Annotated in this window: 18 protein-coding genes and 2 tRNA genes; 14 read left to right on the forward strand and 6 right to left on the reverse strand. The window is 51.9% G+C overall.

Annotated elements, in window-relative coordinates:
* The 10 genes from pyrF (at position 1) to HQ48_RS03575 (ending at position 10,381) form a co-directional block, all read left to right on the forward strand.
* Positions 1-837: an orotidine-5'-phosphate decarboxylase gene (gene pyrF / locus HQ48_RS03530; RefSeq protein WP_044189450.1), complete on the forward strand. Its 837-nt coding sequence runs from the start codon at positions 1-3 to the stop codon at positions 835-837.
* 11 nt (positions 838-848) lie between these two features.
* Complete coding sequence (gene lpxD, locus HQ48_RS03535; RefSeq protein ID WP_044231705.1) at positions 849-1,898, forward strand: UDP-3-O-(3-hydroxymyristoyl)glucosamine N-acyltransferase; 1,050 nt, start codon at positions 849-851, stop codon at positions 1,896-1,898.
* Between the two features lies 1 nt (position 1,899).
* Positions 1,900-3,285, forward strand: coding sequence for a bifunctional UDP-3-O-[3-hydroxymyristoyl] N-acetylglucosamine deacetylase/3-hydroxyacyl-ACP dehydratase (locus HQ48_RS03540; protein ID WP_044231707.1), 1,386 nt, complete (start codon positions 1,900-1,902; stop codon positions 3,283-3,285).
* Between the two features lie 8 nt (positions 3,286-3,293).
* On the forward strand, positions 3,294-4,085 hold the full coding sequence (gene lpxA / locus HQ48_RS03545) for an acyl-ACP--UDP-N-acetylglucosamine O-acyltransferase (protein WP_044231708.1): 792 nt from the start codon (positions 3,294-3,296) through the stop codon (positions 4,083-4,085).
* Positions 4,086-4,682: 597 nt separating this feature from the next.
* A complete protein-coding gene (locus HQ48_RS03550) occupies positions 4,683-7,025 on the forward strand; it encodes a TonB-dependent siderophore receptor (RefSeq protein WP_044231709.1) in 2,343 nt (780 codons plus the stop codon).
* Positions 7,026-7,165: 140 nt separating this feature from the next.
* Positions 7,166-7,249 (forward strand) — tRNA-Leu (locus HQ48_RS03555).
* A 138-nt stretch (positions 7,250-7,387) separates the two neighbouring features.
* Positions 7,388-8,761: a YihY/virulence factor BrkB family protein gene (locus tag HQ48_RS03560; protein WP_044231711.1), complete on the forward strand. Its 1,374-nt coding sequence runs from the start codon at positions 7,388-7,390 to the stop codon at positions 8,759-8,761.
* Positions 8,762-8,781: 20 nt separating this feature from the next.
* Entirely contained in the window at positions 8,782-8,985 is a 204-nt protein-coding gene (locus tag HQ48_RS03565) for a hypothetical protein (protein ID WP_044189467.1), read from the forward strand.
* Positions 8,986-8,988: 3 nt separating this feature from the next.
* Positions 8,989-9,435 (forward strand): nucleoside deaminase, encoded by a 447-nt coding sequence (locus HQ48_RS03570; protein ID WP_044189470.1) that lies wholly within the window; start codon positions 8,989-8,991, stop codon positions 9,433-9,435.
* Between the two features lie 28 nt (positions 9,436-9,463).
* Positions 9,464-10,381, forward strand: a complete 918-nt coding sequence (locus HQ48_RS03575) for a ribonuclease Z (protein WP_044231712.1) — start codon at positions 9,464-9,466, stop codon at positions 10,379-10,381.
* Between the two features lie 89 nt (positions 10,382-10,470).
* On the opposite strand, the gene HQ48_RS03580 is transcribed toward HQ48_RS03575, so the two are convergent.
* From HQ48_RS03580 to HQ48_RS03605, 6 genes are all read right to left on the reverse strand, one after another.
* Positions 10,471-16,200, reverse strand: a complete 5,730-nt coding sequence (locus HQ48_RS03580; RefSeq protein ID WP_044231714.1) for an alpha-2-macroglobulin family protein — start codon at positions 16,198-16,200, stop codon at positions 10,471-10,473.
* Positions 16,201-16,389: 189 nt separating this feature from the next.
* Positions 16,390-17,790 carry a TIGR00341 family protein gene (locus HQ48_RS03585; RefSeq protein WP_235300188.1) on the reverse strand — a complete coding sequence of 467 codons (1,401 nt, stop codon included), beginning with the start codon at positions 17,788-17,790 and terminating at the stop codon, positions 16,390-16,392.
* A gap of 22 nt (positions 17,791-17,812) precedes the next feature.
* Positions 17,813-18,070, reverse strand: coding sequence for a hypothetical protein (locus tag HQ48_RS03590; protein ID WP_044231716.1), 258 nt, complete (start codon positions 18,068-18,070; stop codon positions 17,813-17,815).
* Between the two features lie 246 nt (positions 18,071-18,316).
* The gene (locus HQ48_RS03595) at positions 18,317-18,571 is read right to left on the reverse strand and encodes a type B 50S ribosomal protein L31 (protein WP_044188574.1); all 255 of its coding nucleotides are present in this window, start codon (positions 18,569-18,571) and stop codon (positions 18,317-18,319) included.
* Between the two features lie 160 nt (positions 18,572-18,731).
* A complete protein-coding gene (locus tag HQ48_RS03600) occupies positions 18,732-19,229 on the reverse strand; it encodes a hypothetical protein (protein WP_044231718.1) in 498 nt (165 codons plus the stop codon).
* A gap of 181 nt (positions 19,230-19,410) precedes the next feature.
* Positions 19,411-19,485, reverse strand: a tRNA-Pro gene (locus HQ48_RS03605).
* A 190-nt stretch (positions 19,486-19,675) separates the two neighbouring features.
* Between HQ48_RS03605 and gldE the strand changes: the two genes are divergently transcribed.
* The 4 genes from gldE (at position 19,676) to HQ48_RS03625 (ending at position 24,356) form a co-directional block, all read left to right on the forward strand.
* The gene (gldE, locus tag HQ48_RS03610) at positions 19,676-20,980 is read left to right on the forward strand and encodes a gliding motility-associated protein GldE (protein ID WP_044231719.1); all 1,305 of its coding nucleotides are present in this window, start codon (positions 19,676-19,678) and stop codon (positions 20,978-20,980) included.
* 1 nt (position 20,981) lies between these two features.
* Positions 20,982-21,572, forward strand: coding sequence for a 4'-phosphopantetheinyl transferase superfamily protein (locus tag HQ48_RS08995; RefSeq protein WP_052408950.1), 591 nt, complete (start codon positions 20,982-20,984; stop codon positions 21,570-21,572).
* Between the two features lie 1,007 nt (positions 21,573-22,579).
* Positions 22,580-23,515, forward strand: a complete 936-nt coding sequence (gene dapA, locus HQ48_RS03620; protein ID WP_044231720.1) for a 4-hydroxy-tetrahydrodipicolinate synthase — start codon at positions 22,580-22,582, stop codon at positions 23,513-23,515.
* Between the two features lie 40 nt (positions 23,516-23,555).
* The gene (locus HQ48_RS03625) at positions 23,556-24,356 is read left to right on the forward strand and encodes a patatin-like phospholipase family protein (protein ID WP_044231721.1); all 801 of its coding nucleotides are present in this window, start codon (positions 23,556-23,558) and stop codon (positions 24,354-24,356) included.
* Positions 24,357-24,486: the final 130 nt, after the last annotated feature.

Genomic DNA, 24,486 nt, shown 5'->3' on the forward strand with positions numbered 1-24,486 from the left:
ATGACAAGAGAACAATTATTCGAGAATATCCAGCGCAAGCGATCCTTCCTCTGTATAGGACTAGACACAGATATTCGCAAAATCCCGCAGCATCTGCTCGAGGACGATGATCCGATCTTCGCCTTCAACAAGCGCATCATAGACGCCACGGCTCATCTCTGTGTTGCCTATAAGCCTAACTTAGCTTTCTACGAGAGCATGGGTTCTTTTGGCATTCAGGCATTTGAAAAAACTGTACAGTATATCCAGAAGAATTACCCCGACCAGTTCATCATCGCCGACGCCAAACGTGGGGATATTGGCAATACTGGCGATATGTATGCTCGTAGCTTCTTTGAGCATTTGCGTGTAGATGCCCTCACCGTGTCGCCTTATATGGGAGAGGATAGTGTGAGGCCTACGCTCAAATATCCGGGCAAATGGACGATTTTGCTAGCCCTAACCTCCAACGAGGGTAGCGAAGACTTCCAGATGATGAAGGACGAGTCGGGCGAATACCTCTTTGAGAGAGTACTACGCCGTAGCCGCGCTTGGGGTGATGCCGACCAGCTGATGTATGTAGTGGGAGCCACTAAAGCACAGATGCTAGAGCGCATTCGTCTTATTGTCCCCAATCACTTCCTCCTCGTCCCCGGTGTCGGCTCGCAGAATGGCAGCCTAGAGGAGGTAGCCGAGTTCGGTATCAACAGCCAGTGTGGTCTACTTGTCAACGCTTCTCGTAGCATCATCTTCGCCGATAGCACCGAGGCTTTTGCTTCTCGTGCAGCAGAGGAAGCGGAGAAGCTCCGCCGACAGATGACCGAGATCCTTATCAAACATAAGCTCATCGAGGCTTAATATCCTAGACTATGACGCACAAGCTAGAGTTCACAATCCAGCAAATCGCACAGATGCTAGGAGGCCGTGTTGAGGGAGATACCAGCCGACTAATTAGAGCTTTCGGCAAAATCGAAACGGCACAAGAAGGCGAATTGACCTTTCTAGCCAACGACAAATACAAACCTTTCGTCTATACGACTGGAGCTTCGGCTGTTTTGGTCAGCGAAAGCTTCACTCCTGAGCAACCTATACAGGCATCTCTAATCCGTGTAGCCGATCCCTATGCTGCACTGGCGCAGCTGATGCAGTTTGCCGAGAGCCAGCTTCGACCTCGCCGTAGGGGCATCGACCCTAGAGCTGTGGTAGCGCAGGACGCACAAGTGGGAGCGGACTGCTACATCGGGGCGAATGCTATCGTGGAGTCTGGTGTCGTACTGGGAGAGGGCTGCCAAATCTACCCTAATGCTTTCGTAGGAGAAGGGACAAGAGTAGGAGCAGGGACGGTCATCTACCCCAATGCAACCCTATACTATGGTGTGGTTGTGGGCGAACGCTGCATCATTCATGCAGGTGCTGTCGTCGGAGCGGACGGATTTGGCTTCGCTCCTCAGCTGGACGGCTACCACAAGATACCACAGCTAGGCAACGTTATTCTAGAAGATGACGTCGAAATCGGAGCAAATACCTGCATTGACAGAGCGGCTATGGGTAGCACGGTCATCAAACGTGGGGCGAAGCTCGACAATCTCGTGCAGATTGCACACAACTGCCAAGTCGGCGAACACACCGTACTCGCCTCGCAGGTTGGTATGGCTGGTTCGTCCACAATGGGGTCTTGGTGTCAGGCTGGCGGTCAGGTGGGTATCGCAGGTCATCTATCTATCGGCGACAGAGTGCAGATGGGAGGCCAAACCGGCATCCTTGGCAATATCAAGAGCGATCGATCGATCTTTGGTTCTCCAGCTATGGAGGTAGGCGATGCGATGCGTAGCTTCGTGGTTATCCCCAAGCTGCCAGATATGTATCGCCGACTAGGTAAACTAGAGAAAGAAATAGAAATAATCAAACTCAAAGAATAATATGGAAAAGCAGAAAACCCTCGCTGGTAGCTTCTCCCTCTCGGGTAAGGGGCTACATACGGGGCTTAATATCGAGATTACCTTCAGGCCTGCCGAGATCAATACGGGGAGGGTTATCCGTCGTGTAGACCTAGAGGGGGCTCCAGAGATCCCAGCCCTATCGGAGTTCGTCAAGGGGACTGAGCGTGGCACCGTGCTAAAAAAAGGCGATGCAAGCGTCAGCACGATTGAGCATGCCATGGCAGCCCTCTATGCCCTAGGCGTAGACAACTGTCTGATAGAGGTCAATGCTCCCGAGTTTCCTATTTTAGACGGTAGTGCAATCCGTTACGTTCAGGAGATCGAGCGTGTCGGCCTCGTAGAGCAAGAGGCCAATCGTGAGTACTACATCGTCAAGCAACGCCAAGAGGTAACATCGGCCGACGGCCGCTCTCGTCTGCTGCTACTCCCCGACTCGGAGTTTGGTGTAGATGTACATATCCACTTCGATTCGCAGGTACTGAGCAACCAATATGCTTCCCTAGACAACCTCAAGGACTTTGCTACGGAGATTGCAGCATCTCGCACCTTCGTTTTCGTCAGAGAGATCGAGGCACTCATGGCAGGCAACCTCATCAAGGGTGGAGATCTAGATAACGCTCTAGTAATCTACGATCATCTTTTGCCACAAGAGGAGCTCGACAAGCTATGCCAGCTGATGGGAGTGGAGCGTAAGATCGCTCCAGAGCTTGGCTATATCAACAATGCCCCTATCATCTACCCCAACGAACCAGCCCGCCACAAGCTCCTAGATGTACTAGGCGACCTATCGCTCGTTGGCCGCCCAATACGAGGACGCATCATCGCAACCTGCCCGGGACATAAGATCAACAATGAGATGGGGCAGAAGATCCGCAAGGACATCAAGCAAAACGAGTCACAGGCACCATCGTACGACCCCAATCGTGCTCCCGTGATGGACGTCAATCGCATCCGTGAGCTACTCCCACACCGCTACCCATTCTTGATGGTCGATAAGATCATAGAGGTTGGACGTGACTATATCGTGGGGGTGAAGAACCTGACGGCCAATGAAGAGTTCTTCCAAGGACACTTCCCTAGCGAACCAGTGATGCCCGGTGTGCTACAAGTCGAGGCGATGGCTCAGGTGGGTGGTTTGCTCGTACTCAATGGGCTGGACGAACCCGACCGTTACTCAACCTACTTCCTCAAAATAGACAATGTTAAGTTCCGCCAAAAGGTAGTACCGGGCGATACACTCGTATTCAAGCTCCGTCTGATCACAGAGCTTCGCCGTGGTATGGCCAATATGCGTGGTCTTGCATTCGTGGGCGATACGCTCGTTTGCGAGGCAGAGTTTATGGCCCAGATTGTAAAGAATAAGTAATTCGCAATATGACAAATACACTTATTAGCCCTCTGGCATCTATTCATCCAGAGGCAAAGTTGGCTGAGGGGGTTCAAGTACACCCTTTTGCCGTGATAGAGGCTAATACAGAGATTGGCGAAGGAACGATTATTCACTCCGGAGCTGTCATTCACTCCGGAGCTCGTATCGGTAAACACTGCGAGATCCACCCGGGCGCCGTGATCGCCGGTATCCCACAGGATCTCAAATACGCAGGCGAAGACAGCATCGCCATCATCGGCGACGGCACTCGTGTACGCGAATGCGTTACGGTCAATCGTGGCACAGTATCTCGTGGCAAGACCATTGTCGGGAAGAATTGCTTGCTTATGGCTTATAGCCATGTGGCACACGACTGTGTGCTTGGCGACAACATCATCATCGGCAATGCTACTCAGCTGGCAGGCGAGGTGGAGATAGACGACTATGCGATCGCTAGCGGTGGCACGCTCGTACACCAGTTTGTGCGTATTGGTCGCCACGTGATGATCCAAGGTGGCTCTCGAGTGAATAAAGACATCCCCCCCTACACGCTCGTCGGGCGTGAACCGCTCTGCTACTGCGGGATCAATATCGTTGGTCTACGGCGCCGTGGCATGAGCAACGACCAGATATACTGCATCAACGATATCTACCGCACCATCTACCAGCGTGGTCTAAACAACACAGAAGCACTGGCCACTGTGGAGAAGGAGATAGGCGAATGCCCAGAGCGAGAGGAGATCCTCGGCTTTATCCGAGCCTCTAGCCGTGGTATCATTCGTGGTAATATGGACTAGTAGCCTAGTTCTCAACTAAGCCCAAGGGCTGAAGCACCTACACAGCAGACAGAAACATCTGCTGTGTAGGTGCTTTTTTATTTGCTGATGCATCAAGCCACAAAGCTGTCCTAGACTACACACAAGCCGATGAAGCGGACTCCACCTTGGGCTAGTGGGTATAAGGGCACAAAGGAAACACACATAAACAAATAAAAATCAATCAAATAAATCCATACCTATAGCCTCTTGATCCCTCTGTGGTTCATACTTCAAATTTTCTACCCATCAATCCTTTTGGATTGTAGGACAAACCTTAATAAATCTTCCCTTCAATCTAAAAAAATCTTCCCTTCAATTTTTGGAGCGATGTATATACAAGTTATCCACTACTTATACACATTCTCCACACTGAGTGCTAGAGGGCTTTCCTAGGATATGCACAGAGCCGATACAAAGTAGCCGATAGCTCTAACGGATAGTTGAGGCACGGAGATCTAGAGGCGAGGCACCGTACAGAGATGCCCCAGCTCGCCTCCGCTTGCCCGATGCATATAAAAGATGTACCTTTGTATGAATATTTAAGACGAAACCAAAACAATTAATTCACCAATTTTGATGAAGAAAATTCTATCCCTTTGTCTCTTGGTTGCTCCGAGTTTACTTGTTGCCCAAGAGCAGACAGACAGCATCACCACGCACAGGCTAAACGAAGTGGAGGTAGTGGCTGACTACCTAAGAGCTCAACCTCAGCTCTCTCGCAGTAGTGTCTCACTCGACAAACTTCCGCTAAGCATCAGCAGCCTACAGGTCAATCAGCTCAAAAACCGCAATCTCTATCTCCCAACAGATGCTATCCGTTTCATCGGTGGTGGTAGTGGGATTGGCAAAAGCTATGGTGCGTTCCTACAGCTCAATGTAAGAGGATTTGACTATGCCCCTATCTCGGTAGATGGTATGAGGGACGAGCGTACGACCTTCAACTCCTACCCCCTATCGGATCTGAGCGAAGTGGAGAGCCTAGAGCTACTCAAAGGGCCAGCTTCTGTGCTACAAGGTCATTCGGCCGTAGGGGGTGCTCTGCTCCTCTCTCGTCGCAAGGCCAAGGCCCAAAAAGAAATCGAGGCAAGCCTCAACTATGGTAGCTGGAACTATATGCGTGCCTCAGCTCTGGTTGGCAACTACCTTGGTGCTGGCTGGAGTGGTCTATTCCTAGCCACATACAGCAAAGAGGACGGTTGGAGAGATCTTGGTGACAAGACACTCAAACTCTATGGTACACTCAACGGTAGATGGAGCAAAGACGAAGTAGATATACGAGTGAGCCACAACAATGACTTCTATGGTACCGAAACCGGTCTACCACCTACCCTATCGTCAGATGTCTACACAACCCAAGGCGACCAACTCTACCTCAAGGCAGGAGAAGTAGAGGAGCGCATTCGCAAGAACAGGAGTGTGCGCTACAACAATAGCTCCGACTTCATGTATCACCGCAATCTAAACGGCTCTGTACGTTGGGTACACACGTTTACACCCCAAATCAAATTGGTTGAGCATGCCTCTGCCAACTGGGACGACATCGACTACTTCAGCACCGAGGAGCTTAACTATGTAACGAGCGACAAGACAGAGTATGCCCACTACTTCAAGGGTAAGGGCGGTAAGAAGCAATACATTGATCTAAGCCGTGTACAGTTTACCTTCCCATTGCGCTTCGAGCATATCGCCAAGACCTTCCAGAACCAGCTAACCCTCGATGCCAAGTTCTATACAGGCTTCATCAAGCATAACCTGACTTCAGGAGTCGATGTGAGCTATATGCGCCGAGTAACGTACAAGGGCTACAATCTAGAGGGCAGTGACCCTGATGTGTATGGCATTACGCAACCTTGGATTGTATCGGCATACGAGCCCAAGGGTGTGGGAGAGCTCAAGAGCAAGTTTAGCAAAGCGAGCCCATCGCATACGTTCTCTAGCGGCTTCTTCGTGCAGGATATCTGGGAGTTTAGCCCTCAGATACAAGCTATGACGGCACTTAGGTACGACCTCTACAGCTACCGCTCCTCGGGAGATATTGCTGTGGCCGACGGCAAACATTCGTTCCAAGATGTGGATACCTATCCCAACAAAATCAACGATACCGCACTGACTTATCGCCTTGGCCTAGTCTATACACCTATCAAGCAGCTAAGCCTATACAGCTCTATCGCCAATTACTTCAACCCCGATCGCACCTTCGCTAGACCCAATCGCATCTATATCGACAATAGTGGCAACGAGATCGAGCCGAAGGCTGGAGTAGGGCTCTTCAAGCCTCGTAGTGGCTATCAGATAGAGCTAGGTACGAGAGCTACTCCGCTCAAGTGGCTTGAGCTATCGGCCTCGGTGTATCATATTCTCCAAAACAACACCATCGTTGGCCTCGGCAGAGAGGTGCGCCAAGTCAATGGTAAGGACGTAACGTACTCTCTCACGGGGCAGATTGGGCAAATCACCTCGCAAGGAGTGGAGGCAGAGGCTAAGCTAAGCCCTATCGAAGGGCTTAACCTCTCGTTTGGTTATAGCTATACCGACGCCAAATACGGGGACAATCAGATCGACAAGTATCGTAAAAAGAACGAGAACGATGGGATCATCAAGCCCGGAACTGCCGTCGATGGTATATCTAAGCACAAGGCTTACAGCTTGGGCGAATACACAATCCAGAGAGGTCTACTCAAGAGCCTGAGCCTAAACTACGCGTTTAGCTATCAGGGAGAGCGCAAAATCAGACAGAATCATTTCCCTGCTTATACGCTACTTGACCTTGGTATCGCCTACCAAATCGTTCAGAACCTAAGGCTAAGTGCCAATGTGTACAACGTGCTGAACACGGAGAGCTACCAAGAGGCTCTAGGCAACCAAATGGTACCTAATAGGCCTACCAACTTCCGCATAGGCCTATCCTACAAGCCATAAGATTTGTAGCTTTTGAGTAACCCAAGGGGCTGTGGCTATATCAAATCTTGCCACAGCCCCTTGTAGATACTTAGGAGCGTGCGATCTGCCGTGTAGCTTGCACAATCGAAATAATTATCTACCTTTGCGGTGCAATCGCCGCCCGGATGGCGGAATTGGTAGACGCGTTGGTCTCAAACACCAATGAACGCAAGTTCGTGCCGGTTCGATCCCGGCTCCGGGTACTAAGCCTCGTTCTCGTTGGAGAATGGGGCTTTTTACTATCCGTATCCGCCAGACCGCACACCCCAGCGTAGAAAACCTTATTGCCCTACTACCCATACTTTTGCCCCCTTGGATTGAGTTGATTAACTTTGTAGTCTATGACAAAAGAAAATTGGTTGAAACGAAGCATCAGACAGATGCGCCTATGGGGCTTGAGAAGCTTCCGCTTTATTACCCTTGATATGTGGCGTCTAAGCCCTGATGAGATCCCACAACCCTTCAGGCTAATTGCCAACACCATCAAAGTGCTATACATGGCCACCAAGAGCTTCATCTTCGACGATCTGATGAGCCGTGCAGCCTCACTCACTTATAGTACCGTCCTATCCATCGTGCCTATGCTGGCAGTAATAGTAGGTATCGCCAAGGGCTTCGGGCTACAAGCTGTAGTCCATGATGCACTTGTCGAGGCCTTTCCCGGGCAAGAAGACCAGCTATCACAGGTCTTTGTCTATGTCGAGAACTATCTTGAGCAGGTACAAGGTGGGCTCTTCATCGGCTTCGGTCTGATCGTTTTGCTCTACACCGTCTTGATGCTGATTGCCTCTATCGAGGACGCACTCAACAGCATCTGGCAGGCACCCCATAGCCGTCCGTGGTCTAGGCGTATCCTAGACTACTTCGGGTTCTTCCTCCTACTACCGATCCTACTCACAGGCTCTAGTGTCGTGACGCTCCTCGGGACCGCTGTACGCAATATGGTTTCGCCCGATGTGATGATTATCAGCTCGGTCATGGAGTTTTCTCTCAACCTGATCCCCTACATCTTCTCGATCGCCTCACTAGTGGCGCTCTATATGTTGCTGCCCAACGTGCGGGTACGCTTCGTCCCTGCACTTATCTCGGGGACTCTGGCAGGTATTGCCTTCCAGATCTTCCAGTCGCTCTACATCAGCGGAGTACTCTGGATCTCACGATACAATGCTATCTATGGTAGCTTCGCTGCCTTCCCTCTACTCCTCCTCTGGATGCAGCTCTCTTGGACGATTACCCTCTTCGGGGCACAGCTCTGCTACTCGATACAAAACATTCGCAGATTCTCTTTCGGCGAGGCTTCGCTCAAGGCATCACGTCGCTACTTCGACTTCGTGACTATCCTTGTAGCCAGCAAGATCATACAGAGATTCGGCCAAGAGGGAGCCAAACCCTACCGTGCCGAATCCCTCTCTAGCGAATGCCAAATACCTCTTCGCTTGGTCGGGCAAGTACTCGCTAAGCTAGAAGAAATGGGCGTGATCAACGAAATCGGCTATGGCGACCCCATAGAGGAGGGCTACTATCACCCTGCAGTAGACCCAGAGCTCATCTCAGTGGGCTACCTTGTAGAGAAGCTAGATCGACATGGCTTCGAGGACTTCCGTATAGACAATGAAGAAGACTATCGCCCCCAATGGGAAGCTATGCTCATTACTCGCCAAGGCTATGAGCAGCCACAGGCAGGGATCCTACTTCGTGACCTCAAACACAGCTGATCCGACACCCCTCTAGAGCGATGAAGAAACTAGGTCGCCCAGCACGTCCGCATAGGCTCATAGTCAAACTCAACGAGCGAGAGCTCAAGGCCCTCGACCAGTACTGCAAGAAGTATCGGGTAGACAACCGCTCCCATTGGCTTAGAGAGCTGATGATGACGGAGATCATCAAACGTTTTGAGCTGGATGCCCCAATGCTCTTCAGTGAAGAAGAAATGAGATAAGCCATGCAGTGGTTGCACTACGACGATGAGTACTATATGCGCATCGCCCTCGAGGAGGCACAGCTGGCCTACGACGAGGGTGAGGTACCTATCGGAGCGGTCGTGGTAGCTGGGGGACGGGTGCTTGCTCGTGCCCACAATAGAGTAGAGGCGCTAGGTGACCCCACGGCACACGCCGAGATGCTAGCCATCACAGCTGCCACAGAGGTAGTGGGAAGTAAGTATCTAGTAGGTTGCCAGCTGTATGTGACCATAGAGCCCTGCCCGATGTGTGCTGGTGCCATCCGCTGGGGGCGACTATCTCGTGTGATCTATGGCGCAGGCGAGGAGAAGTTCGGCTACCGCATATTCTCGCCACAGATTCTCCCGAGGTCTTGTCGTCTGACCACCGGCGTGCTAGCCGAGCAGGCAAGAGAGCTGATGCAACGCTTCTTCCGAAGCAAGCGGTAGCAGGCATACAACCAACTAACAAAACCCAATGTCCGACTTCAACGTACATATACTTGGCTGTGGCTCAGCCTTGCCCACCGTAGCCCACCTCCCTAGCTCGCAGGTCGTAGAGCTACGAGGCAAGCTCTACATGATAGACTGTGGAGAGGGTGCACAGAGGCAGATGCGCCTACAGCGCTTGAGCTTCGGCAAGCTTGTCGCCATCTTTATCTCACACCTACACGGCGATCACTGCTTCGGCCTTCCGGGGCTAATCTCTTCGCTCGGTATGCTTGGGCGCACGGGCGACCTACATATCATAGGCCCTGTGGGGTTAAAGCGCTTCCTTGAGCCAATCCTTGAGCTGTTCTGCGACCAAATGGCGTATCGGGTAGTGCTTACAGAAACAGATACCCGCCAAGCACAAACCGTCTGGGAGGACAGGTCAGTGACGATCAGCACTATTCCCCTCAAGCACCGCACCCCTACGCAGGGCTATCTCTTTCGAGAGAAGGTTACCCCTCTACACCTAGACAAGGCTTCGGCAGACTTCTATGGCATTCCACTAGCTGCGTATCCTGCTATCCTGCGTGGCGAGGACTTCGTTAGCGAGGTGGGAGAAGAAGTAATCCCCAACAGCAGACTGACCAAGCGTGGGCGTGAGGCACGTAGCTATGCTTACTGCTCCGATACGTCCTATCTACCCAATAACGCTCCACTGATCAAGGGCGTGACACTCCTCTACCACGAGGCCACCTTCCTCACTAGCGAGTCGGCACGAGCTGGCCAAACGGGACATAGCACAGCTAGAGAAGCAGCGCTGATGGCACAGAGCGCAGAAGCCAAGCGACTACTCATAGGCCATTACTCGGCACGGTACCACGCAACGGACGATTTGCTCGCAGAGGCACGGGCGATATTCCCCTGCACAGAAGCGGCCAACGAGGGTATGTGCCTAGAGCTCTAGCAGACAGGGAGGCGCTTCGTCAAAATAAGAAGCCCATAGAGGAGGTCAAACACTCCCCTATGGGCTTTCTACATGTGCGAGCTTCCTACCTACTCTCTACGCTCAGCCACCTCTAGTGTGCCACCAAAGCCTGAGGTCGCAGTATATTCGGGGGCATAAACCGATTGCGCCGAGGCCGATGTGGCTTGATAGACGCCAGAGCGCACGACATACTGCTCATACTCGACCTGATACTCGCCACGGCCAAGGCGGTCGAAGTAGAAATTGGTCATCATATCCCTTGGCTCGTAGTAGTAGCCTGCACCAGAGTGCCACACATAGCCAGAGGTTTGGCGGCGAGGTTCGGTACAGCCTAGGCGAGGATCGCTCAGAGCGACGAAGTCCATCTCTCGACTTAGCTTGAGCATGAGCTTCGTGACCAGCACATCGCCCACGGCAAGACTCTGCCCTGTGGCCAGTGGTATGAGCTTCTCTCGTCCTCCCTGCACGGCTTTGAGGTAGTGGCGTCGCTCGATCTGTAGCTCTCTGCCAGAGGCACGCTCCTCGATGCTTGGGAGCATATAGCGTGCAGTGGCCGCTCCCCAGACTTGACCCGAGTGCTGGGCTCTCGCCTCAATAGCTAGAGGATAGCTTGCTCGATCGAAGTCTTCGACGAGCCTAATGCGTTCGCCCGATTGGACTAACTCTGTGCCATCAGCTCGCCTTAGGGTCAGCTCCGTGCGATTAGGCTCACGAAGCTCCGTACTACCAAAGCCAACGAATAGGGCATATAGAGCCTCCGCCGTAGCCGTCGTACTCTCCCAGCGAACCGAGCGCTTCTGGTTGAGCAACCACTGCTGCAAGGAGTGAAGCGTAGCCTTGTCTTCTGGAGCGAGTAGGCGTAGTGCCTCGATCATCTCCGTAACCATAGTATAGGAGCGATTAATCCACCAATAACCACCCGTGCTGATCTGAGCGAAGAATGCACCGACCTCTGCGTCGCTCAAGTGCTGACGCAGGGACTCCACGAGGAGTAGAGCCAGCGGCCTATCGTACTCAGCGAGGGCAATAGCAGCTTGTGGCTTAGCCCATAGCGGCAGCTCGTGTGCACCACGACGCAGACGCTCAAGGAAGAATCGCCTCTGGGCAACATTCGTCTCGGACTTGGCTCGCTTATTCAACTCTAGAATATAGAGGTAGTTCAGCTCTAGGCTAGAGATCTGCCCATGTATTTGCTTAGATTTACGCTCGGCCTCTTGGATTTGCTGCATCAGCTCCGCCATAGCCTTGTCAAGTGCCTGATGCCCTCTCTGGAGCATCAGCTCGGTGCGTCGAGTATCCACTGCTCTGGGATTGAGCTGGCGTAGTCGTACCAGCTGACGCATCACATAGGTTGTCGTGTACAGACTGCCACGCATACGGGCAAACCAAGGCCATAGACCATCGCTCCCCTGTAGCTCGGCAAGCTCACGCAGTAGACGATCCTCCCGATCGCTCTGCCCTAGAGTTCCGAAAAAGGCGACCAGCGAGGCCAAACGTTTACCCTCATCTTCGCTAGCGATGACCTTAGCCCAAGGTGTGGTCGAGAGAGGGCGCTTCAGCAGGCTATCTCTATCGTCCCTCAGACTGCCCCTCATCTCGGCACGACGCTCGGCAAGCCAATGCTGTAGCCCCGGAGTTTGAGCGACAGCCTTAGCCAAAGCCTGCCCGTAAAGCGCCGAACTGATGGAGATTGCATTGGCGAGATTGTCCTGAGCAAGGGTCGGCAAAGTCTGCAGGGCTAGGAAAAGAGGATTGCTCTCTACACGTACCTCAACCCGACCGCTATCAGGGATGAAGCCCGTCGAGGGGAAGAGCGCCGAGAGATCAACCTTGGTCTGTTCGGCAGTTAGTAGCGTAAAGGCCTCACTGCGTATCGCCTCCTCTCTAGACGAGGCGATACGCAGAGCTCGCTGCTCTCCGTCGGCGAAGCCAGAGCCGTGAGCCATCATACGCACGCCGATAGAGTCTAGCTCGAGCGACTGGTCTAGCGCAACCGAGAAGTGAAAATCCTGCGTCTGGGCAGGAGCAACCGTTAGGGGCAAACTATCTTGATGAATAATGGCCTGATCTTGGAGACGGAAGAGCTCTAGGCGTACAGAACCTGCTTGCTCTCGATCACTTAGATTCTGCACTTGCGCCGCAAGGCTTAGCTTATCTCCTAGGCGAATGAGGCGAGGCAAGTAAGGCTTGAGCATCAGCTCTCGATAGCTCTCGATGTAGGCTCTATGGTAGCCCGTATTCATATCTGCCGTATGAGCTACAAGTTCGAGACGCCAGCGGGTTAGATTGTCGGGGAGTTGAAACGACCAGCTCACCTCGCCAGACTTATCCGTGAGCATTCGAGGGCGGAAGAAAGCCGTTTCGGCGAAGTCTTGCCTCAATCCACCCTCTACGGGCGGAGCTTCAGTCGCATCATCAGCTATATCACTGCTCTTTGCCAGCACCATAGATCTCAGTTCCTTACTTCGTGTCGCACCAGCCTCTGCCGACATCTGCATCGGTACAGCCGACCGCTCTAGTAGCATAGCATTACCACCGCCGTATTCCTCCTGCATGCTACCTAGAGGGACGAAGGACTGATGCCACACATCGTAGTCCTCGCTTTGGCTTGCCCCCCAGTTGATTTGCCCAACCGCATTAGGCGCAAATCTATCGTTTGTCAACCCATAGGCATGGGTATAGAATGGTCTGAGCAGAGGGTGAGCATATAGCTGGGTAAATCTAAGTGGCATCACAGCGTCTAGTGCACTGTCGTACATCCACGCAGCTATGGAGGCTCGGACGGGTTTGCCCTTGTGTAAGACACGTAGCTGCCACGTTTCCTTACTGCCGGCCCTCAGCCGATCTCTAAAGCTCTGCCAGCTTAGAGTCAGCTCCTTGTCGGGTTGCACACGAGAGAAGGTAAACGTCTGTTCGTATAGCCGAGCCGAGCGCACCGTATAGAGGTACACACGCACCTGCTCAGTCGTTTCTCTTGGCAAGTCAATCATCAACTGATTGAGCGACGAAGGGCGAGGGCGAAGCATTCCGTAGCCTATTACCCTGCCGTCTATCTCGGTGCGGTAATAGATATAACTATCCTCTAGGGCCGAAGCATAGTGAATGAGGGGAGATCTACGGCTACTATACGTGAGCTCTGGCGCAGTAGCCACAAGTGGCGCCCCCTTGACCTCGATGATGCGGTCGCTGGATCTGTAAAGGACGAAGCTAGTCGTGTCGGAGAGCTCTCGGCCGTCTTCTAGCGTGATCCGAGTCTTGAGGTCGTACGCTCCAGAGGGAAGGTTACGCAGTTGCCCAGAGAGGTTACGCTCGGTATTGGAGCTACAAGTATCTGTGAGCCATACTTTCTGCCGACTACGGATCTCGTATGTGGCGAGGTAGGGCACAGGCTCGTAGTCGGAGTTCTGCACCCTAACTTCTAGTATTTGTTTGGACTGATTGACCTCCATGTATTGGGGGAGCTTCGCCGTAATCTGTGGTAAATCTTTCCCGATAGAGAAGCGAATTTCGCCACGCTGCACCTCGCCCGTCGTCGCTGTGGCCTGCACACCTACTCGATAGTATTGGTAGAGCTCTACTGCACGATCTAGTTGGTCGAAGGCTTTGAGCCGAGAGAGATGCAAGCGAAGCATGGCACGCCCCTCTGCATCAGTTACCAATTCGGGCAGATTGAGCTCCTCTTGCTCACGGCTCATCGTGATGAAATAGCCGTATCTCGGCTGATAAGCTCGCCCCGTAATCTGTACTTTGGGGGCTAGGCGAACCGAAGCTAGCGGAAGCCCTGTCATATCAACCACTCGAATACTCAAGTCAATGCTATCCCCCAAGCGAAGTAATCGCTCCGCCTTGTTCATCTTGACCTCGAAAGTAGGCTTGCGGTACTCCTCTACAAGGACGTTGGAGGAGGTTATGTACCGCCCCGTTCGCTCGCAAACGATGCGATATCGCCCGAGTTTCGCCTCACGAGGGAGTGTAAATTGACCGTCGAATCGCCCAAGGCTATCCGTCGTCACATGGATTGATTGGATACGCTCCGAGTTGGCATCGTATAGGATTAGTTCGGTGCTCTCCTCTGGCAAGACTCGTGCTAATTCTGCGTGTGCCTTTTGCTCTGCGAGATACCCCCACAGACGGAGAGTATCGGCTGGGCGATAGACGGGGCGATCGGTAGAGAGCAATGCCTCCACTTGTCCTTTCGGCTCACCTTGCTCTCTTGTATTACGACTGATGCCGACCGATAGCCCTAGAGGATCCTCTAGGTTCGTCGAACGAACGAAGACACTCGAGTACCACTGTCCGTCCAAGGGGCTCGGCAACTGTACACGTCCCTGCTCATCGGTCTTTTGCTTCTGCTCTGTGCCTTTGCTCAGCTTCATCTGCACAGCGAGGGCGGAGAGCGGACGTCCCGAGAGGGCATCTAGCCACTGTAGATGCCCTCCTCGTACACCTTGCGCCTCGTGATTGATGACGAATTGATCCGTCACATAGTACCTAATATATCTATCGCTATGATAGGCTTTGCGCAGAGAGGAGGCTTGTGGGCTACGCACGGGCTCAAGATGTAGATAGTACAATCCTCTGTGGCGATGCTCCAGACGTAGCGTATCACTTCGGCTCCCCCATAGACTGTCTGGAAGAAGGGCGATGGTGCGCTCCTGCTCTAAGTGGAGCTGTTGAGGATCGTACTGCTCATCTAGATTAAGTAGCACCGATGGTGTGTGGTAGAGCTTGAGGCGAACGCTATCCACTAGCGTATGATTTAGTCGAAGCATCTGCACACGATGCCCCGTGACGATGTTCGTCCCGACTTCGTAGTCTAGAGAAGCCACTAATAACCCCGAGCGATACTCCCTAATGGAGCGTACTAGAGTGGGCGACGCCTTAGAGCCAAATCGCTGTAGGTAACGGTCGAGTAGCTCCACCGCTCGGCGTGGCTCGCTCGGCTCATAGAGTTTTTGGCTGATATCCGTGATATACTGCATCACCTCGATCTGGCCAGCGTATGTATCAAGGAATTGGCGACAGAGTTCTTTCTCTCTATGGGATGCATCCTTATACTTATGCTCTAGAAGGAAGTAGTCGGCGTGCAGACGCTCTGCTCCAATCGGCAGATCCTGCACATACGCCTGCAAACTAGCCAAGATGAGGGGAGAGATCTCCCCCGAGCGATAGACGAGAAGCTGATACACATAGCTGCCGAGTGTACTGTTCCACTTGGATGCACCTCTACTCACACTCGGTGGAAGCTCATGGCGCATCGGCTGATGTAGCACACGGCGATCCTTGAGAGCTTCCCGAGCGAGGGCTTCTAGCTTCTGCCGATAGAGGCTATCCGACCAACGACGTGGGTCGATCGCGTCGTACTCCTCGCCTTCCTCCATGGGGTTGCGCCGTATGTAGTAGCGACTCCTATATTGATAGTCTTCATATAGGCTATGTGTAACAGCACTAAGCAGACTGCGCTCCTCGGGGTTGAGCCAACTGAGCTGAGCCACCCGAGCGAGCTGGACGAATACCTCCGCATCATGGTCGGCACTGATGCTCCTATTGGCATCACGACTAGCGACTAGAGCGAGGAGCAAATCGGATAGCTGTCGGTTGCGCTCGGCCAGACGCATCAAGCTCTGTGCCTTATCTAGAGCCGTTTTGGGCTGACGGAGCTTTTGGGCCTGACGAAGCTCTTGTTTGAGCTTACTAGCTTGCGTGGTATATTGGGCAGTGCGCTGGGCATCTACTCTTATCCATCCTAGCAGACAGAGCAGTACGCAGAGGTAGACCAAGCCGATAGTCCTTTTCATACTCTATATTGATTTCTAAGCAACAACGATTTTACTCAAATACATTTCTTAACAAAGATACATTTTCTCCGCAAATGCTTTCTTAGATATACTTCTGAGGGGCAGGCAGATTATCCCTCCGATTCATAATACAAAAGGGCTGTGCCAACAGATAGCACAACCCTTTAGTCTATGAACAGTGCTCTGAAGCTACTGGACTACCGAGATGAGGTGTAGGTTAGATACCTTGGTGCGGCTCTTTAGCCAAGCCTTGAGGCGAGCCTCCTCCTCTGGTCGAAGGCGACGCTTACCCTCTACGACGACCGTTAGTAGCGAGTCGGACTGTGCGCCATTGGAGAAGCTAGGGGCGAAACTCAGCTTGCCAAGCTCTGGGAATAAGTCACGAGCCTCCTGCTGTACATCGGGAGCTAGATCCGAGTAACGACTATAGCGATTGAGCAGAGCCTTGAGTGAGTCAATCTGCCTGCTCTGCTGGCGAATGATCTTGTCCGAGTTGTCGTACAAGTCTTGTAGTAAGACGCTCTTGAGTTCTTTCATATCCACGTCCTCGGCTTGCGTGCCAAAGCCTTGGCGTACTACCAAGTGTACATTCTCTAGGCCATAGCGAGGCATACGCCCTCTGATGCTATCGAGATACTCCTCGGGGAGCTCCTGCCCCAGCAGTACCACCTCTAGTCTCTTCTCACTTCCCTGATTGATGAAGTGCTGCTTAACCACCTGATTGGTTGAGGTATTGAGCTGCTCCAGTACGAAACGATTAGCCCCATCTTCCATTACACTATCTCGAATGAGTATCACGCCGAAGTAGATACTTGGTGCAATCGTACATAGGGCTATTATCGTGACGAAGCGACGGATCTTGCGTTCACGCTCGGGATTGACGAAAGACTTGTAGGGGAATTTGAGCACACGCACCATCACAAAGGTCGAGAGCCCAATGAACACCGAATTGATTAGATACAGATAGAACGCCCCGAAGAAGAAGCTAAAATTACCCTGTGAGAGTCCGTAGCCGGCTGTACAGAGCGGTGGCATCAGAGCAGTAGCAATAGCGACACCGGGGAGCACATTTCCCTTGTTGCGTGTACTGCTAGCAATAATGCCAGCTGCCCCACCAACGAAGGCGATGAAAACATCGTAGATCGTGGGCTGCGTACGAGCCAGCAGCTCGCTCTGAGCTTGGCTCAGAGGTGAAAGGAGGAAGTACATGGTCGCCGTGAGGATACTGATCAGGGTCATTAGTCCGAGGTTACGGAGCGAACGCTTAATCAGCTCGAAGTCATAGATTCCCAATCCCAATCCGAAGCCAATGATTGGCCCCATCAGAGGGGAAATCAACATCGCACCGATAATCACGGCAGTCGAATTGACGTTAAGTCCCAGCGAGGCAATCATGATGGCAAATATCAAGATCCACATCTTGGAGCCACGGAAGTCCACGTCTTCCTTGATTGCATCTATGGTAAAGTGCTCGTTGCTCTTATCGTTGGTCAAGTCAAAAATATCCCGAACGCGCCCACGAATGAGTTGCATCAGGCTGGAAGGGGCTGGCTCGGTCTGAGGTTGCCCCTGCGGATTGTTTTCTATCATATCTCCAAATATCAATATTGGTTTATTTCTTGGCTTCTAGAGTCAGGCGTAGCTCTCTAGGAGCCTCTGCCTGCCATGTAAGCTTGAGTGCCTCGATCTCTAGTTGTTTAATTAACCCGTGGGCAGAGATTTGGTTGCGACCCCCTATTTGATGTAGCGGGATCTTGAGCCAACCTTGGCTCGTCTTGCCCTCTAAAATGGCCTCGATGGCATAGCTATCGGCTAGCCCCTTGTGGTAGCTTAGGGCGACCTGCTCGGGTAGAGCAATGCGTACCTCCATAGATGTGCAGCTCTATACTCTGGGATTAATACGCTCGACACTCTACCCCCGTACCTGCACAGAAGAGGAGAGCGAAAGCTAAGACTAGGCTATTTCTCATATCACGGCCCATGAAAGAGGTTAGACTTAGTTGATTTGGCTCACTCAATCCATGGCAAGCAAAGCCAACTAGACTATACGCCGAAGGGGCTGTACCGAAACATACATTTCGACACAACCCCTCTGTTATACTTGACGTACTAAGGACTACTTCTTAGCGCGGTTACCGTAGCGGCTCATGAACTTGTCTACGCGACCAGCAGTATCGACAAGCTTAGCCTTGCCAGTGAAGAATGGGTGTGAAGTGTTTGAGATTTCCACCTTGATCAGAGGGTACTCTACACCATCGATCTCGATAGTTTCCTTCGCAGCCATCGTAGAACGAGTAATGAAGATATCTTCATTAGACATGTCCTTAAATACTACAGGACGATAGTTTTCAGGATGAATTCCTTTTTTCATTATGCTTATCTTATTTAGTTTTACTTCTTTGCTTAAAAACGTTCGTTGGTAACCGTTATTTCTATTACGAGCTATAATGGACTGCAAAGTTAGACATTATTCTCCAATGAACCAACACCAAAGAAGCAGATAGCGGACTTGGAGCACCAAGCGCACGGCGCTACTGCCCTAGAGAGGAGCGCAGATACGTCTGGCGCTCGGGGAACTCATACAACAGCTCAAGCACGGCACCATAGCGGAACTCAAGGTCAGCGATCTTTTTGCCAGCATGATTGAGCAGAACCAACTGATAGAGATGCCCCACATCGAACGAACCCATCTCGGCTTGTATGGTATAGGTGGCCATACCATTGACGTCGGAGTTGCCGACGAATACCTCCTTGAGCGTAATCTTATGCCCATCTCTCGAAATCTCGAGGCGAGGTGTACCAATCAGCTCAATGGGCGCCAATATACTATAGTGTAGATATCTGACAGATCCGTTGGGCAGAGCCGTGAGCAAGATCGTTTCGGGTTCGCTTGGACTAACCGCCTTCTTCGTGACCGCTAAGTTGCGTACAAAAGTCTCGGGAGGGACTTCCGTAGACTTATGACAAGACACAATGCCCCCAAGCATAAGCACCGACAAGAGCAGTAGGATAATTGTTTTCGTACTCATGATACCTTATTAGTTGATTGAAACATTTAGTTACTTACAAGGTCCACATCGGCAGAGCGATCATTCGATGTCGTTGTAGATTTTCGACAAAGTTACCAATTCTTTACAAATCAAGAAGTGCGAAAAAAGAAAAAGAGTTACATCAAAATCTGCATTTTGACATAACTCCAAACCAAACTTGTCGGGATACCAGGATTCGAACCTGGGACCCCCTGCTCCCAAAGCAGGTGCGCTAACCGGACTGCGCTACATCCCGTTCTTTCTGTTTGCGATGCAAAGGTAAGGATAAAATCCATTTCGCCAAAATATCGGCATCTTTTTTTCGCCTAAGCATACCTCATACAAATATGACCAAAAGGGGAATGATGGGAAACACAAGGGGATATGTAAACTTTTTGTGCTAAGTTTGTAACAATTTTAATTGTCCGATTACGCATCATACATCTATGGCTGACCCCATACTCTACGATATTATTAGCCCCAATATCCCCATCGGTGCTTGGGTCGCCCTAGCCATTGGAGCGGGGCTGCTCTTTGCCTCTGGGTTCATGTCCTCGAGCGAAGTGGCTTTCTTCTCGCTTCGCCCTGCCGAGCTAGACGATGTGCGTCGAGGGGAGCACCCCGCCGACGAAGCGCTCTACCGACTACTGAGCGACCCTGAGCGCCTACTGGCCACAATACTCATCGGCAACAACCTAGTCAATATAGCTATCGTCATCTTGATGGGCTATGGCTTCAGCCTCATCTTCGACTTCAGCGACGCCATGATACTGGGCTTCATTTTCCAGACGGTTATCCTCACGCTCCTGCTATTGCTCTTCGGCGAAATCATACCGAAGGTATATGCGCAGTCCAATCCGCTAGGCTTCAGCCGCACCTCGGCACCATATATGCGCCTTGTAGACAAGCTGCTCAGACCCTGCTCCTCCTTTCTGGTACGATCTACCAAGATCATCACCAAGCGCATGCAACGCAAGCGCTACGACATCTCTATGGACGACCTAAGCCAAGCTGTAGACCTACTCAACGACAAGAAGGTAGAGGAGAAAACCATGTTTGAGGAGATTATCAGTTTCTACGGCAAGACTGCCAGCGAGATCATGGTACCCCGTATTGATATGCTCGACATCGACATCAGCTGGGACTTCCACCGTATGCTGCAGTTCGCCCTAGACTGTGGATACTCCCGCATACCCGTCTACGAAACCTCCGAAGACAATATCCGAGGCATCATATACGTCAAGGATCTGATCCTACACAAAGACAAGCCCGCCGACTTCCAGTGGACCGGGCTTCTAAGACCTGCCTACTTCGTCCCCGAAAACAAACCTCTAGATGACCTACTAGAGGAGCTGAGGAGCAATAAAATCCACATGGCGATCGTCGTGGACGAGTATGGCGGCACCAGTGGTCTAGTGACCATGGAGGATATCCTAGAGGAAATCGTGGGGAATATCTCGGACGAGTATGACGAAGAAGAATTGCCATACAAGAAGCAAGCAGACGGTAGCTACCTCTTCGAGGCAAAAACTCCTCTAGGCGATGTACTGCGTTATCTAGACCTAGAGCCGGGCACCTTCGGCAAGTGCGAGGAGGAGGTAGACACTCTCGGCGGATTGTATCTAGAGATCAAGCAAGACCTGCCCCGCCTACAAGACACCGTGCAGGCAGGAGCGTGGAGCCTACGCATCACGGAGTTAGAAAAGTTCCGCATCATCACGATACAGCTCATACCACCCACTGCACCGTAATATGTCCGATATATCACACATCACCATACCCGGGCTTCCGTCGGAGGTCCGGCTTTTTCTTAGCCCTATCTCTAGGCAAGAGGGAGAGAAGCGCTGTGAAGCAGAGCAGCGAACACTCCAGTCCTTGCTCCAAAATATCTATCAAGGCAAAGTGGACTATCGGCACAGAGCCAATGGCTCGCCCTATCTGGCCGATTATCCGAGGGAGTACATCAGCGTCAGTCATAGCGGCTCTCACGTGCTGCTAGGGATATCCTCCGAGGCTCCCTGTGGCGTAGATATCGAGGAGCTAGGCGAGCAGGTCGCACGGGTTCGCAGCCGCTTCTGCACCGATGAGGAGTATCGACGACTTGATGCGACAGCCTCCCCCACTCTAGCGCTACATATATTATGGTCTGCCAAAGAGGCTGCCTACAAGCTCATCAATCCGCCTAGCCAATCGTTGCATGCATTCAGACTATCCAGCCTACACATCCATGGTAACCATAGGTGTAACCTAACCCTAGAGCTAGTAGGGCTCGGGGAAATCATACGAGTTGATGCGATCCATACCGAGAGTTATGTCCTCGCCCTCGCCCTAATGCAGGAGTGATAGGGAGAAGCCCTAAATTTATATTTCAGCTCATGTTCTCGGAGATTGATGGGAAAGTGAGATGTATAGCAGCAGAAAAATAGTAGACCTCGTATTTACCCCCTAGCAAGCCCTAGGCTGCGTGCCGCTATGTTTGGGCTCTTCGCCCCTAGACGGAGAGAAATAACCACCTAAAATAGTCCCAACACAATCATCTGTCAAACAGATACATAAAATACATACTAGGCTAACCCCATATATTCGCACGGCATTTTGGGGTGATTTCCTCCCATCAATCTTTGGGGATTAGTGGACACATCGCCAAGGATTAGTCCATCAATCCGAATAAATCTCCCCTACAATTCTCCCATGAAGTTACCCTAATCCACAAGATTGGCTTGCTCTTCTGCTCGGATTTCAGTCCAAATCATTTACACACTTTAACTAAAAAAGCGAAAAGCCACTCCCAATATTCGACTAGAATACTGGGCTGTATAGACCTACTGCCCCTGCTGGCCAAGCCGATATCTCGAGCCTATCGTCCCTGAATACCTACCTGCTGTAACACTACCACCTAGCCCAAGCTTCTTGTTCTACCAAGTAAGTCTTGTAGCAGAGGCCCCACCCTCTCTATGACAAAGAGATTATTCTATTGGTCTATGCACACTTACTTCGGCTGGAGATGTCAATTATTATTACCTTCGCTTCAGTGCTTCAAGACTCGAAGCGAGCGGCACCCTAGATTACGCCCTATCAAATATCCAAACACAGGGGGAGCACAATGCAAGTCGGGGTATCGTAACTCTACGAGAGCTGGGCAAAACAACGACACAAGGCATCAATAGTTACAAACATCTAATAGAGAGCGTATGTAAATCAACAATGACCTATCAAATCTAGGCTGTACCAAGTTTATACGCTGGACAGCTCCTTGGTCTATCTAGATAAGCGGATTATCTCAAGAGAGATATTGCTCGGCTATCCTAAAAAACTTATTTTTGCAAGACGGGTTTTGATAAGTCAGCAAGATGAACAATAGACATAGTTTCGAGGGAATGGGTGTAGCGATGGTGACACCCTTCTGCCCAGACGGGAGTATAGATACGGACAGCCTCATCAGGCTCGTCGATCACCTCATAGCAGGTCATGCCGACTTCCTCGTCGTCCATGGTACTACTGGCGAGTCCCCTTGCCTCACTAGGGACGAACGCAATATGGTCACACAGCTAGTCGTCGAGCGTGTAGCGGGTCGCACACCTATTATGATTGGGCTCGGGGGCAACAACACTCTAGAAACTGGCCAGCGCATCAAGGATCTAGATACGACAGGCATCGGGGGTATTCTCTCGGTCGTCCCTTACTACAATAAGCCGACGCAGGAGGGGCTATTCAGACACTTCTCATATCTGGCCGAGCGCTCCTCGCTCCCTATCGTCTTGTACAACATACCCGGACGCTCTGGCATCAATATGGTCCCCGAGACGGTCGCCCGCCTTGCCCACACACACAGCAATATCATCGGCATCAAGGAAGCATCTGGCTTCGTGGCACAGGTCGCTCAGACCAAGCAGCTCGTCGAGCGCGATGACTTCACCATTCTCTCGGGCGACGACGCCCTATCCGTCCCATTCATACAGAGCGGAGCAAGAGGCGTCATCTCGGTAGTGGGCAACGCCTACCCAGAGCTATTTGCCAAACTCATTCATCTGAGTATGGCAGGACAGCACAACGAGGCAGATATGATACAGGCCGAGCTACGAGATCTGAACACACAGCTCTTCGCCAATGGCAACCCCGCTGGCATCAAGGCACTCCTCTACCAAATGGGTATCATCGCTCACAACGAGCTTCGCCTACCCTTGATTCCTGCGACACAGGAGGTCTATGAAGCTCTAGCCAACGCACGTGCCTCGGTAGATGCCTACATACACGCCAGCCAAGACCCTTGCGCACACTGCGACTAAAAGGCGAGAATCAATCTCAAGCAAAAGATCAGCCCAACCTATGGCACAGCAATACGATCTAGGACTAGCCCTTAGTGGGGGTAGCATCAAAGGCTTCGCTCATCTAGGGGCACTCAAGTATATGGAGGAGATTGGGTGTCGGCCCGAGGTCATCGCAGGCACCAGTGCAGGCGCATTGATGGGGGCTTTCTATGCCGACGGCTACAACCCTAGCGAGATCTACGACCTCTTCTCCGAGCGTGGCTTCATGGATATGACTTCGCTCAGGCCGATGGGCGGTGGCATGTTCGACACGAGCAAGTTCGTGCGCTACATCAGCGAGCGACTCCGACACGAGCGGCTGGAGGATCTGCCTACACCTATGCGCATCGTTGCCACCAATCTCGACAAGGGTGAGCAGCATGTATTCACAGAGGGGCCTCTAGCACAGATTATCACTGCCTCGTGCAGCATTCCCGTACTCTTCAATCCCATAGAGCTCAATGGGGCTACGTTTGTAGATGGTGGGCTATTCCGCAACTTCCCAGTGAGCATCATACGAGAGGATTGTCGCTTCGTCGTGGGCATGAACCTAGGCCCTTGGCAGGAGGAGAGCTACAAGCGCACGATTATGGGTGTGGCAGAGCGATCTTGGGAGTTCGTTTTTCGTCAGAACACACTGCCCGATAGAGATGTCTGCGACCTACTATTAGAGACACAAGCCATCACCAAGTACGGAATGTTTCAAGTCAATTCGGCAGCCGAAATCATGGAGATCGGCTACGAACTCGCCAAGAGTGGCTTCGAGGCACACCCTGCTTTCTCTACCCTAGCCCTACAACAAACCGAGCATACCCCCTAGCCGCGCTTGTAGGCAGGCGCATAGATATGCTCCACTATGCGGATTGTCAGCTCTAGGCTGTCACCCCCATGTGGGTAGTCTAAACCTACCCGAGCCCAACATTGTCCAAGCGAAGTGGCATCAATCATGC

It is taken from the genome of Porphyromonas sp. COT-290 OH3588, from assembly GCF_000769075.1.
Lineage (GTDB): Bacteria > Bacteroidota > Bacteroidia > Bacteroidales > Porphyromonadaceae > Porphyromonas.

What these genes read in the sequence shown, in the direction of transcription:
- pyrF (WP_044189450.1), top strand. Translation starts at nt 1, where the DNA reads ATGACAAGAGAACAATTATTCGAGAATATCCAGCGCAAGCGATCCTTC.
- HQ48_RS03570 (WP_044189470.1), top strand. Translation starts at nt 8,989, where the DNA reads ATGCAGTGGTTGCACTACGACGATGAGTACTATATGCGCATCGCCCTC.
- HQ48_RS08995 (WP_052408950.1), top strand. Translation starts at nt 20,982, where the DNA reads ATGTCCGATATATCACACATCACCATACCCGGGCTTCCGTCGGAGGTC.
- HQ48_RS03560 (WP_044231711.1), top strand. Translation starts at nt 7,388, where the DNA reads ATGACAAAAGAAAATTGGTTGAAACGAAGCATCAGACAGATGCGCCTA.
- HQ48_RS03550 (WP_044231709.1), top strand. Translation starts at nt 4,683, where the DNA reads ATGAAGAAAATTCTATCCCTTTGTCTCTTGGTTGCTCCGAGTTTACTT.
- lpxD (WP_044231705.1), top strand. Translation starts at nt 849, where the DNA reads ATGACGCACAAGCTAGAGTTCACAATCCAGCAAATCGCACAGATGCTA.
- dapA (WP_044231720.1), top strand. Translation starts at nt 22,580, where the DNA reads ATGAACAATAGACATAGTTTCGAGGGAATGGGTGTAGCGATGGTGACA.
- HQ48_RS03565 (WP_044189467.1), top strand. Translation starts at nt 8,782, where the DNA reads ATGAAGAAACTAGGTCGCCCAGCACGTCCGCATAGGCTCATAGTCAAA.
- HQ48_RS03540 (WP_044231707.1), top strand. Translation starts at nt 1,900, where the DNA reads ATGGAAAAGCAGAAAACCCTCGCTGGTAGCTTCTCCCTCTCGGGTAAG.
- gldE (WP_044231719.1), top strand. Translation starts at nt 19,676, where the DNA reads ATGGCTGACCCCATACTCTACGATATTATTAGCCCCAATATCCCCATC.
- lpxA (WP_044231708.1), top strand. Translation starts at nt 3,294, where the DNA reads ATGACAAATACACTTATTAGCCCTCTGGCATCTATTCATCCAGAGGCA.
- HQ48_RS03595 (WP_044188574.1), bottom strand. Translation starts at nt 18,571, where the DNA reads ATGAAAAAAGGAATTCATCCTGAAAACTATCGTCCTGTAGTATTTAAG.
- HQ48_RS03625 (WP_044231721.1), top strand. Translation starts at nt 23,556, where the DNA reads ATGGCACAGCAATACGATCTAGGACTAGCCCTTAGTGGGGGTAGCATC.
- HQ48_RS03580 (WP_044231714.1), bottom strand. Translation starts at nt 16,200, where the DNA reads ATGAAAAGGACTATCGGCTTGGTCTACCTCTGCGTACTGCTCTGTCTG.
- HQ48_RS03585 (WP_235300188.1), bottom strand. Translation starts at nt 17,790, where the DNA reads ATGATAGAAAACAATCCGCAGGGGCAACCTCAGACCGAGCCAGCCCCT.
- HQ48_RS03600 (WP_044231718.1), bottom strand. Translation starts at nt 19,229, where the DNA reads ATGAGTACGAAAACAATTATCCTACTGCTCTTGTCGGTGCTTATGCTT.
- HQ48_RS03575 (WP_044231712.1), top strand. Translation starts at nt 9,464, where the DNA reads ATGTCCGACTTCAACGTACATATACTTGGCTGTGGCTCAGCCTTGCCC.
- HQ48_RS03590 (WP_044231716.1), bottom strand. Translation starts at nt 18,070, where the DNA reads ATGGAGGTACGCATTGCTCTACCCGAGCAGGTCGCCCTAAGCTACCAC.